This window comes from Burkholderia sp. BCC0506 (assembly GCF_902833145.1).
GTDB lineage: Bacteria > Pseudomonadota > Gammaproteobacteria > Burkholderiales > Burkholderiaceae > Burkholderia.
Genome location: NZ_CADFEN010000005.1, coordinates 513,036 through 524,911, shown reverse-complemented (window position 1 = coordinate 524,911; position 11,876 = coordinate 513,036). Strand labels below are relative to the sequence as shown.

7 protein-coding genes are annotated in these 11,876 nt (G+C 63.2%); all 7 read left to right on the top strand.

Annotation, left to right across the window (positions count from 1 at the left end; translation table 11 throughout):
* Positions 1-213: 213 nt before the first annotated feature.
* The 7 genes from HWX62_RS14770 (at position 214) to HWX62_RS14740 (ending at position 11,789) form a co-directional block, all read left to right on the top strand.
* Positions 214-2,136 (top strand): PrkA family serine protein kinase, encoded by a 1,923-nt coding sequence (locus tag HWX62_RS14770; protein ID WP_175929245.1) that lies wholly within the window; start codon positions 214-216, stop codon positions 2,134-2,136.
* Between the two features lie 125 nt (positions 2,137-2,261).
* Positions 2,262-3,530: a YeaH/YhbH family protein gene (locus HWX62_RS14765; protein ID WP_175929244.1), complete on the top strand. Its 1,269-nt coding sequence runs from the start codon at positions 2,262-2,264 to the stop codon at positions 3,528-3,530.
* Positions 3,527-5,206 carry a SpoVR family protein gene (locus tag HWX62_RS14760; RefSeq protein WP_175929243.1) on the top strand — a complete coding sequence of 560 codons (1,680 nt, stop codon included), beginning with the start codon at positions 3,527-3,529 and terminating at the stop codon, positions 5,204-5,206. Before HWX62_RS14765 ends, HWX62_RS14760 begins: the two co-directional genes overlap by 4 nt.
* 235 nt (positions 5,207-5,441) lie before the next feature.
* Positions 5,442-6,746: an MFS family transporter gene (locus HWX62_RS14755; RefSeq protein WP_175929242.1), complete on the top strand. Its 1,305-nt coding sequence runs from the start codon at positions 5,442-5,444 to the stop codon at positions 6,744-6,746.
* Between the two features lie 869 nt (positions 6,747-7,615).
* A complete protein-coding gene (locus HWX62_RS14750) occupies positions 7,616-8,194 on the top strand; it encodes a fimbrial protein (protein WP_175929241.1) in 579 nt (192 codons plus the stop codon).
* 24 nt (positions 8,195-8,218) lie between these two features.
* Complete coding sequence (locus HWX62_RS14745; protein WP_175929240.1) at positions 8,219-8,977, top strand: fimbria/pilus periplasmic chaperone; 759 nt, start codon at positions 8,219-8,221, stop codon at positions 8,975-8,977.
* A 217-nt stretch (positions 8,978-9,194) separates the two neighbouring features.
* Entirely contained in the window at positions 9,195-11,789 is a 2,595-nt protein-coding gene (locus HWX62_RS14740; protein WP_175929239.1) for a fimbria/pilus outer membrane usher protein, read from the top strand.
* Positions 11,790-11,876: the final 87 nt, after the last annotated feature.

Here is an 11,876-nt window from a genome sequence, read left to right as displayed (position 1 = left end):
ACGAGACGCGGCGGATGCAGTTTCTGCGGCCCGGGAGATCGATTGTAAAACGGCGAAATGCGTTGTCCAAGCGGTGTTGTCGAGAATGACGAACTTCATACGAAGAGTTCGTGAAAAAAAATAAGAAAGGGTTTAGGATGAATTCGAACGCGCTTGCTTCTGCGCAGTCATACGAAGGCAGGCCCGTCTTCAGACTCAGGCGAGGGAGGTAGCATGGATATTTACAGCAGCTTCGCGAACCGCTTCGAAAAAACGCGAGAGGAAGAGCTCTCGCTGGAGGAGTATCTCGCGCTCTGCAAGAACGATCCATCCGCGTACGCGACGGCTGGTGAACGCATGCTGGCAGCAATCGGGGAACCTGAACAGATCGATACCCGCAACGACCCGCGCCTGTCGCGGATCTTCGCGAACAAGGTCATCAAGGTGTATCCGGCATTCCGTGAGTTCTACGGAATGGAGGAGGTGATCGAGCAGGTGGTGGCGTACTTCCGCCACGCTGCGCAAGGCCTTGAAGAGAAGAAGCAGATCCTCTATCTGCTGGGCCCGGTGGGCGGCGGCAAGTCGTCGATCGCCGAGCGCCTGAAGCAACTGATGGAGCGCGTGCCGTTCTATTCGCTGAAGGGTTCGCCCGTCAACGAATCGCCGCTCGGGCTGTTCGACTACGACGAGGATGGTCCGATCCTCGAGGAACAGTACGGCATTCCGCGCCGCTACCTGAAAAGCATCCTGAGTCCGTGGGCCGTGAAGCGCCTGCACGAATACAACGGCGACATTCGCCAGTTCCGCGTGGTGCGCCGCTATCCGTCGATCCTGCGGCAGGTCGGCATCGCGAAGACGGAGCCGGGCGACGAGAACAATCAGGACATCTCGTCGCTGGTCGGCAAGGTCGATATCCGCAAGCTCGAACAGTACGCGCAGGACGATGCCGACGCGTACAGCTACTCGGGCGGCCTGTGTCTCGCGAACCAGGGCCTGCTCGAATTCGTCGAAATGTTCAAGGCGCCGATCAAGGTGCTGCACCCGCTGCTGACCGCCACGCAGGAAGGCAACTTCAAGGGTACCGAAGGTTTCGGCGCGATTCCGTTCGACGGCGTGATTCTTGCGCACTCGAACGAGTCGGAGTGGAAGGCCTTCCGCAACAACCGCAACAACGAGGCACTGCTCGACCGGATCTTCGTCGTGAAGGTGCCGTACTGCCTGCGCGTGTCGGAAGAGATCAAGATCTACGAGAAGCTGATCCGCAATTCGTCGCTGGCCGAGGCCGTGTGCGCGCCGGGCACGCTGAAGATGATGTCGCAGTTCTCGGTGCTGTCGCGCCTGCACGAGCCGGAGAATTCGAGCCTGTTCTCGAAGATGCAGGTGTACGACGGCGAAAACCTGAAGGACACCGATCCGAAGGCGAAGTCGTACCAGGAGTATCGCGACTACGCGGGCGTGGACGAAGGGATGACGGGCGTGTCGACGCGCTTCGCGTTCAAGATCCTGTCGCGCGTGTTCAACTTCGACACGAGCGAGGTCGCGGCGAACCCGGTGCATCTGATGTACGTGCTCGAGCAGCAGATCGAACGCGAGCAGTTCCCGCCGGAAACGGAGCAGAAGTACCTGTCGTTCGTGAAGGACGTGCTCGCGTCGCGCTACGCGGAATTCATCGGCAAGGAGATTCAGACGGCCTACCTCGAGTCGTATTCGGAATACGGTCAGAACATCTTCGATCGCTACGTCACGTATGCGGACTTCTGGATCCAGGACCAGGAATTCCGCGATCACGACACGGGCGAGAGCTTCGACCGGGCCGCGCTGAACGCGGAGCTGGAGAAGATCGAGAAGCCGGCCGGGATCAGCAATCCGAAGGATTTCCGCAACGAGATCGTGAACTTCGTGTTGCGCGCACGGGCGGCGAACGCCGGCAAGAACCCGGTGTGGACGAGCTACGAGAAGTTGCGCGTCGTGATCGAGAAGAAGATGTTCTCGAATACCGAGGAACTGTTGCCGGTCATTTCGTTCAACGCGAAGGGCTCGGCGGAGGAGCAGCGCAAGCATGAGGACTTTGTGAACCGGATGGTCGCGAAGGGCTATACGCCGAAGCAGGTGAGGCTGCTTTGCGACTGGTACCTGCGCGTGCGCAAGTCGTCATGACACGCGCGGTATCGTGCCCGTATGGCGAGTCCGTACGGGCGCTTTCAGAGGCGCCGCCCGCATGACGGCAGACAGCATGCGCGGCGAGTGCCCCGGCAGATCGACTTTCGAGCGGGAGACCGGGAGTGCTTCATCAAATCATCGACCGCAGGCTGGCCGGCAAGAACAAGAGCATCGCCAATCGCGAACGCTTTCTGCGTCGCGTCAAGAACTACATTCGTCGTGCCGTGTCCGACGCGGTGCGCGACCGTAGCATCAAGGATATCCAGAGCACGCAGAGCATCACGATCCCGCGCAAGGACATCGCGGAGCCGAATTTCCGGCACGCGCCGGGCGGGCGTCGCGAGTACGTGCACCCCGGCAACGAGGACTACGTGCGCGGCGACAAGATTCCGCGTCCGCAGGGCGGCTCGGGCGGCGGCGGGAGCCAGGCGAGCAACGAGGGCGAAGGGCAGGACGACTTCGTGTTCGAGCTGTCGCGCGACGAGTTCATGCAGTATTTCTTCGACGATCTCGAACTGCCGCGCCTCGTGAAGACGCACCTGCTGACCGTGCCGAGCTGGAAAAACGTGCGCGCGGGCTGGTCGGCGGAAGGCACGCCGAACAACATCGACGTGGTGCGTTCGCTGCGCAGCGCGCTCGGCCGGCGCATCGCGCTCGGCTCGCCGCTCGTCAACGAGCTGCGCGAGCTCGAGGCGCAGCTGGAAGCGCTGAAGAACGACCCCGAAGACCGCCGCGCGGAAATCGCGACGCTCGAGGCCGAGATCCATCATCTGAAAGGGCGCATCTGGCGGATTCCGTTCATCGATCCGTTCGACCTGCGCTACATCAACCGCGTGAAGCAGCCGCAACCGTCGAGCCAGGCCGTGATGTTCTGCCTGATGGACGTGTCGGGCTCGATGGACGAGCAGCGCAAGGATCTCGCGAAGCGCTTCTTCATCCTGCTGTACCTGTTCCTCAAGCGCAACTACGAGCGCATCGAAGTCGTGTTCATCCGGCACCACACGCGCGCCGAGGAAGTCGACGAGGATACCTTCTTCCATTCGACCGAAAGCGGCGGCACGGTCGTGTCGAGCGCGCTCGAACTGATGCGCAAGGTGATGGACGAGCGCTACTCGCCGACCGAGTGGAACATCTACGGCGCGCAGGCGTCCGACGGCGACAACTGGACCGACGATTCGCCCAAGTGTCGCAAAATCCTGGAAGAGGATATCCTCACCAAGACGCGTTACTTCGCGTATATCCAGGTCGCGCCGGAAGAGCAGAATCTGTGGCTGGAATACGCGCAACTGGCCTTGTCGCAACCGCATCTCGCGATGAAAAAAGTGGAATCGGCTGCGGACATTTACCCGGTGTTTCGCGAATTGTTCGAAAAGCAGGTGGAAATGTCATGACGACCCGCCATCTGCACAACGAGTCGCGCGGCTACGAGCCGCGCCCTTCCGGCGACGACACGGCCGGCCCTGCCGCACCGCAGCAACGCGGGCAGGCCGAACCGCCGCCGCCGGCCGCCGACTTGCCCGGTTCCGGGCAAAAGGAAGCGCGTATGAACGTTGCCGAACGCAAGCCACTGCCGTGCCCGTCCGACTGGACGTTCGAATTGCTCGAGGAATACGACACGCACATCTCGCAGGTCGCCGAACAATACGAGCTCGACATCTACCCGATCCAGCTCGAGCTGATCAGCGCCGAGCAGATGATGGATGCGTACGCGTCGGTCGGGATGCCCGTCAACTACCGTCACTGGTCGTTCGGCAAGCACTTCCTCGCGACCGAGAAGAGCTATCGCCGCGGCCAGATGGGCCTGGCTTACGAAATCGTCATCAATTCGAACCCGTGCATCGCGTATCTGATGGAAGAGAACACGATGACGATGCAGGCGCTCGTCATCGCGCACGCGGCGTACGGGCACAACTCGTTCTTCAAGGGCAACTACCTGTTCCGGCTGTGGACCGACGCGCACGCGATCATCGACTATCTCGTGTACGCGAAGAACTACGTCGCGGAATGCGAGGAGCGTTACGGGCTCGACCGCGTCGAGGAGCTGCTCGACTCGTGCCATGCGCTGATGAATTACGGCGTCGATCGCTACAAGCGGCCGCAGAAACCGTCGCTGTCGAAGGAAGCGGCGCTGCGGCGCGAGCGCGAGGCGTACCTGCAGTCGCAGGTGAACGAACTGTGGCGCACGCTGCCGGGCAAGAAGCCGGAGCTGATGGAAGAGCAGGAAGACCGCTATCCGCCCGAGCCGCAGGAGAACCTGCTGTATTTCGCGGAGAAGAATGCGCCGCTGCTCGAACCGTGGGAGCGGGAAGTGATCCGCATCGTGCGCAAGATCGGCCAGTATTTCTACCCGCAGCGGCAAACGCAGGTGATGAACGAAGGCTGGGCGACGTTCTGGCACTACACGCTGCTCAACACGCTGTACAACCAGGGGAAGCTGGAAGACGGCTTCATGATGGAGTTCCTGCACTCGCACAGCAACGTGGTCTACCAGCCGCCCGTCACGAAGCCGTACTACAGCGGGATCAACCCGTATGCGCTCGGTTTCTCGATGATGAGCGACATCCGAAGGATCTGCGAAGCGCCGACGGAGGAAGACTACAAGTGGTTTCCGGAGATCGCGGGCACGCCGTGGCTGCCGGCGATGCACTACGCGATGCGCAACTTCAAGGACGAGAGTTTCATCGCGCAGTACCTGTCGCCGAACCTGATCCGCGAGATGCGGCTCTTCTCGGTGCTCGACGACGACATGCGCGATTCGCTCGAGGTATCGGCGATCCACGACGATTCAGGCTACCAGTACGTGCGGCAGGCGTTGTCGCGGCAGTACGACATCCATCACCGCGAGCCGAACATCCAGGTGTGGGCCGTCAACACGCGCGGCGACCGTAGCCTCACGCTGCGTCACTTCATGACCGACAACCGCCACCTGTCCAACGACAGCGACGAAGTGCTCAAGCACATGGCGCGGCTCTGGCAGTTCGACGTGTACCTGGAAAGCGTCGACGAGGCCGGTACCGTTCGCAAGCGCTACGAGTGCCGCTACGTGCCGCCCGAGGTGCGTGTGTGATCGTCGCGGCTTGAAAAATGTTTGCATCGGACGCCAGCCGGAGGGCTGGCGTTTTCATATGACGCGCGCAAGGCGGGAGAAAAATTTTCTACATCGGGACGAACCCGGAGCGCTCGTTACTTTACATTTCGCTAAAATCCCGTAGCGCCGTGCGCCGGAACCGGTGCCACGCGCGACCGCACGCGGCGGCTCCAGCCGTCTCGCCCAGAAAGCACTAAAAGGAACAGACCAATCCATGGACGTCCAGACCGACCAAGCTGCGCTGTCCGCGCATGACACCCGGCGGCGCGTGTTCGCCATTGTCGGCGCCTCGTCGGGCAACCTCGTCGAGTGGTTCGACTTCTACATCTACTCGTTCTGCGCGCTGTACTTCGCGCCGGCGTTCTTCCCGAGCGGCAACACGACGACGCAACTGCTGAACACGGCCGGCGTGTTCGCGGCCGGTTTCCTGATGCGTCCGATCGGCGGCTGGCTGTTCGGCCGTATCGCCGACCGTCACGGCCGTCGCACGGCGATGATGATCTCGGTGCTGATGATGTGCGGCGGGTCGCTCGTGATCGCGGTGCTGCCGACCTATGCGCAGATCGGTGCGCTCGCGCCGGCGCTGCTGCTGGTCGCGCGCCTGTTCCAGGGGCTGTCGGTGGGCGGCGAGTACGGGACGAGCGCGACCTACATGAGTGAAGTCGCGCTGAAGGGCCGTCGCGGCTTCTTCGCGTCGTTCCAGTACGTGACGCTGATCGGCGGCCAGCTGTGTGCGCTGCTGGTGCTCGTGATCCTGCAGCAGACGCTGTCGGCCGGCGAACTGAAGGCGTGGGGCTGGCGCATTCCGTTCGTGGTCGGCGCGGCGGCCGCGCTGATCTCGCTGTACCTGCGCAAATCGCTCGACGAGACGTCGACGAGCGCATCGCGCGACAAGAAGGACGCCGGCACGATCCGCGGCGTGTGGCAGCACAAGGGCGCGTTCTTCACGGTGGTCGGCTTCACGGCCGGCGGCTCGTTGATCTTCTATACGTTCACGACGTACATGCAGAAGTACCTCGTGAACACGGCCGGCATGCATGCGAAGACGGCCAGCAACGTGATGACGGTGGCGCTGCTCGTCTACATGCTGATGCAGCCGGTGTTCGGCGCGCTGTCCGACAAGATCGGCCGCCGCACGTCGATGATCCTGTTCGGTGCGTTCGCGGTGATCGGCACGGTGCCGCTGATGCATGCGCTGAAGGACGTGACGAGCCCGGTGGCCGCGTTCGTGCTGATCACGGTGGCGCTGGCGATCGTCAGCTTCTACACGTCGATCAGCGGTCTCATCAAGGCCGAGATGTTCCCGCCGGAAGTGCGCGCGATGGGCGTCGGCCTGTCGTATGCGGTGGCGAACGCGATCTTCGGCGGTTCGGCCGAGTACGTCGCGTTGTGGTTCAAGTCGATCGGCAGCGAGGAAACCTTCTACTGGTACGTGACCGCGCTGTGCGCGATCTCGCTGATCGTATCGTGGCGGATGCGCGATCCGAGCAAGGAGGGGTATCTGCGTCACGAACCGTGATCGGCGGGGCGGCCCGGCCGGCGCGGCCCGGTGTCCGTCTCGACACGCAGCACGACGGCGCTCCGCCACGCAGGCGGCGCGCCGTTTTTTCATCGGGAACGAGTTGGCTGGCGCGCGCGCAAGCTCATCGAGGCACGTGCGATATCGATATCACAATCGCTTCGTTGTTCGCCGCCGCCGATGCTCTTATCCTGAGCCCGTAGTTCGTGTGACACCTCCTTGACTGGGATTCGCGCCCGCTGCTTGCAGCGGGCGTTTTTTTATGCGCGGGCGTTGTACGCGGCGTGCCGGCCCGCGATGCCGGCGGCGGTCCTGCGGCAGTACGACGGACATTCATTCTCTTTTACCGACCCTCTGGCCGATGCGGTACAGCCGCGCGGCGGCACCCCCTTTGAAGAATTAAAACCGCGATAAACGGAGCAACACTGTTCCGTATGTGAAATCAGGGGGGGCATATTCGGACTTATCCTAATTTCAGGCCCGGGGCGTTAAGAAAGTTCACAAATCTCCGCGTCGAGAGAGAGACGTTGACGGCGAATTAAACAGTTTTACCGTCCATGTATTTGCCTCATTGGCATATTCCATCTGGCCGAATCGCCGTATGACGCTCGGACGCCTCCCGGAACGCGCTCTCGACGCCGTGTTTCGGTCGGTCGAGCCGTGATATCGGCACGGCAAAAAATGAATCTCATATTTCTTACTCGTACGATATCGGGAATAAGGGCGGTCAAATAGAATGGCGCGATCGTCAATTCTCAGGGTCAAATTGATTTTCATGTCCCGGATATGGCGATCCGATTGACGTGGCGAGTGTTCGTACGTGGGTCGGGCTGTTTCGAGAAAGATATCCATTTTGAGAGGAATCAAAGATGAAAGTGAATTTCGTCCGGGGTTGTGTTGCTGCTGCCATCGCCGGTGCCGCACTGGTGCCGTCGATCTCCCACGCGTTCGATGGCGAACTCGCCTTCTACGGCAGCATCTCCGACGTCACCTGCAACATCAACGGCCAAGCGCCCGGTCCGGGCAACCGGCAGGAAGTGCAACTGGGCGACCGCATCAGCCCGAGCACGTTCGACAAGGTCGGCGCGACGTCGACGCCCGTCACGTTCGACCTGAAGATCGGCGGTAACACGGGTTGCACCAACGGCACGAAGGTCGTGATCGATTTCGATCCCGTGTCGGTCAACATCAACCCGGCAACCGGCAACCTGAAGCTCATCGGCACCAAGCCGGCGGATGGCGTCGAGATCCAGATCAGCGACGCGGGCAACGGCAAGAGCGGCAAGATCACGCTCGGGCAACCGCAGAACATGACCGACGCGCAGGTCGCGACGATCGCGAACAACACTGCGACGCTGACCTATTCGGCTGCGTATGTGTCGACGAAGAGCACGGTCGGGACCGGTACGGGTAACTCGTTCATCCGCTATACGCTCGCTTACCACTGATCGATGCCATTTCCGCTCCACGCCATGATCTTGTCTATTCGCATTCCTTATCGTAAAGCCGTGGCGAGCGTCGTGGCGTGGGCCGCCTGCGCGTCGCTGGCGCAGGCGGCACTGCTGTTGAACGGTACCCGGGTGATTTTTCCCGAGCATACCCGCGACGTGACCGTCCGGATGGAAAACGCCGGAACTCAGCCCGTGCTCGCACAGAGCTGGATCGACGACGGCCGTGCGAACGTTCCGCCCGAGCAGATGCGCACGCCGTTCGTCGTCGCGCCGACGCTCACGCGCGTCGAAGCGGGGCGAGGCGCCGTGCTGCGCATTACGCGGATGGAGGATCCGCTGCCCGCCGATCGCGAATCGGTGTTCTGGCTGAACGTGCTCGAGGTGCCGGCGGCCGAGCAGGACCAGGACAACATGCTGCGTTTCGCATTTCGGACGCGCATCAAGTTGTTTTACCGACCTGCCGCGCTCGCAAACGACGTCGACCTGGCGGCGGACAAACTGGTCTGGAAGATGGCCGCCGACCCGCAGCGCAACAACGAGCGCCGCGTGTCGCTCGAGGTTTCCAATCCGACGCCTTACTACGTTTCCTTCGGGTCGGTGGAGGGCGAGATCGACGGCACGTTCGTGCCCGCCGGTGGCGGCATGGTGGCGCCGTTCGGTACGGAGCGCTTCGCGTTGCCGGGTGTCGGCGCGCGTGCGCATCGGCCGGCGACGGTCCGCTACATGGTCATCGACGACTACGGCGGACGCAGCACGATAACCAAAAAACTGACCGACTGATCCGTCGGCCTACGCAACGGGCTTTGAGGCACGAACCAGCATGCCGAACCGGATGCCGCGAATACGCGATATCGATTCGTCATGCAAAACAACTGTATCGACACTCGACATGCGGCGTCCAGCAGGTTTTCCCTTTTCATTTGCTTCGTGTCCGGCGCCGTTTGCTCCGCAACATCCGTGCCGGCGAGCAGTCGCGTCGGCAGTCGCATCGATTGCGATGGCGGCAAGCGTCAGCGCGCTGGCCGAGACGATCGATCGGGGTAACGATCCGAAGGCCTCGCGCGATGCGCGGCCCTCCGGCGCGACGCATTTCGACGATTCGATGCTGATGGTCGGGGCCGGCAGCGCGCCGATCGATACGACGCCGTTCGAGCGCCCGAACGGCGTGGCGGCCGGTCAGCACCGCGCGGATCTGATCGTCAACGGGCAGTGGCGCGGCATCGAGGACATCACGTTTCGCCCCGACGAGCACGGCGACGTTTCGCCATGCTATGACCGCGCGCTGCTGCGGCGCGTCGGTGTCGATCTCGATCGCAGCGAACGCGGTCAGGACGCCAGCCAGCCGCCGAACCCGATGCCCGACGGGTTGATCTGCGCGCCACTGTCGCGTTACGTGCCCGGCGCGCAGTTGTCGTTCGACTCGGCCGAGCAGAAGCTGTATCTGACCGTGCCGCAGTTCTACATGCGGCTGGCCAGCCAAAGCACCTACGTCGATCCGGCGCACTGGACGAACGGTGTGCCTGCCGCGTTGGTGAACTACAACGCCAGCGTGTTTACGACGCGCTCCGGCGGCGCCGAATTCACGCAGTTCTACACGGGCCTGTCGATGGGCGCGAGCGCGGGCCGGTTCCGGATTCGCCACAACGGCAACCTGACCTGGTCGCAACGCGGTGGCGCGCGCTACCAGCGCGGCTACGTGTATGCGCAAACCGACTTGCCGGACTGGCAGGCCCAGTTGCTCGCGGGCGAGAGTTCGACGAGCGGCGCGCTGTTCGATGCGGTGTCGTTTCGCGGCGTGCAGATCGCCAGCGACGACCGGATGCTGCCCGACGAACAGCGCTATTACGCGCCGGTCGTGCGGGGCGTCGCGCAGACGAACGCGAAGGTGTCGATCTACCAGCGCGGATATCTGGTCCACGAGACGACCGTCGCGCCCGGTCCGTTCGCGATCGACAACCTGCAGGCGATGAGCTATGGCGGCGACCTGAACGTGACGGTGACCGAGGCCAACGGCGAAACGCGCAGCTTCGTCGTGCCGTTCGCGACGACGGTGCAATTGCTTCGTCCTGGCAGTACGCGGTTCAGCGCGATGGCCGGCCGCGCGATCGAACTTGGCGGCGATATCGGCACGCAGTACGTCGGCCAGTTCACGGTGCAGCGCGGCGTCAGCAACGCGGTGACCGCCTACGGCGGCGCGGCGTTTGCAAACCGCTATCAATCGGTACTGATGGGGGTCGCGCTCAATACGTCGATCGGCGGCTTCGCGACGGACGTCACGGTCTCGCGGGCCCAACCGTCCGGCAGCGAGCGCCAGACCGGTTCGAGTATTCGCGTGTCGTACAGCAAGAACCTGCCGAACAGCGGCACGAACTTCTCGCTGCTCGCGTATCGCTACTCGACGAAGGGTTATCTGGGGCTGCGCGACGCGCTGCTGCTGAACGGCAGCAGCGCCCAGGGCGCGGACGCCGCGTCATTCCCACGGTTGCGCAACCGGGTCGACCTCAACGTGAGTCAGCAGATCGGGCGCGCGGGGAGCGTCTATGCAAACGGGTCGGCACTCAGCTACTGGGCCGGCAAAGGGCAGTCGATCGGGTTCACGATCGGCTACAGCACGCAATGGCGCGATGCGACGCTGACCACGTCGGTGCAGCGCGTACGCAATCTGTCCACACGCGATCCATGGTACGGCGGCGGATCGGGCACGCTCGTGAGCGTGAACCTGTCGATCCCGCTGGGACGCAACTCGCGCCGTGCACCGACCTTCAGCACGCTCATGACGCACGACAGCAGCACCGGCACGAGCGCCACCGCGAGCCTGGCCGGCCGCTTCGGCGAACAGGGCGATGGATCGTTCTCGTTGTCGTCCAGCTACGACGGTAACCACCGCGCATCGTCGGGCAGTTTCGGCGTCGGCTATCAGATGCCGGCCACGTCGCTGTCGGCGAACATCGGGCTCGGGCGCGACTATCAGCAGGCGTCGGCGAATGCGACGGGCGGCCTGGTGCTGCATCGCGGCGGCCTGATCGCGGCGCCGACGCTGAGCGAGACGGTCGGTATCGTGCATGCACCGGACGCGCGCGGCGCGCGGGTGGCGAATACGAGCGCACGTGTCAACCGGTTCGGTTACGCGATCGTGCCGAGTCTGATTCCGTATCAGCTGAACCGCGTCGACATCGATCCGAAGGACGTTCCGGAGGATGTGGAACTGAAGACGGTGTCGAACAGCGTGGCGCCGCGTGCGGGTTCGATCGTGCTGCTGCCGTACGACACGTTGAGGGCGCGCGCCTTGCTGATCGACGCACAGACCGAAGACGGCCGACCGCTGCCGTTCGCGGCCCGCGCCGTCGACGCGCGCTCGGGCGCTGCGCTCGGCGTGGTGGGCCAAGGTAGCCGGCTGTTCGTGCGCAGCGCCGACAACGACGGGCAGATTCGCGTCGAATGGGGCACGCGCGAGGACCAGCAGTGCGTGATCGATTACGCGATACCGGATGCGCAACGTTCCGGCCGCGGTTACGTGACGTTGCCCGGTACCTGCCGCGCATCGGCCACGGCGCCTTTGGTCGCCGAACCGTCCGCCGTGCGGGAGCGTTAGCGCGATGCGCGGTTACGTTGTTCGTACGGAATCGGTGAGCGGTGTGCCGCCGCGTCGTTCGAGCGGTCGCGCGAGGGCTGCCCGCGT

Bases quoted from the DNA above. Each gene is read 5' to 3' on its own strand.
- HWX62_RS14770 (WP_175929245.1), top strand. From the start codon at position 214: ATGGATATTTACAGCAGCTTCGCGAACCGCTTCGAAAAAACGCGAGAG.
- HWX62_RS14760 (WP_175929243.1), top strand. From the start codon at position 3,527: ATGACGACCCGCCATCTGCACAACGAGTCGCGCGGCTACGAGCCGCGC.
- HWX62_RS14755 (WP_175929242.1), top strand. From the start codon at position 5,442: ATGGACGTCCAGACCGACCAAGCTGCGCTGTCCGCGCATGACACCCGG.
- HWX62_RS14750 (WP_175929241.1), top strand. From the start codon at position 7,616: ATGAAAGTGAATTTCGTCCGGGGTTGTGTTGCTGCTGCCATCGCCGGT.
- HWX62_RS14745 (WP_175929240.1), top strand. From the start codon at position 8,219: ATGATCTTGTCTATTCGCATTCCTTATCGTAAAGCCGTGGCGAGCGTC.
- HWX62_RS14740 (WP_175929239.1), top strand. From the start codon at position 9,195: ATGGCGGCAAGCGTCAGCGCGCTGGCCGAGACGATCGATCGGGGTAAC.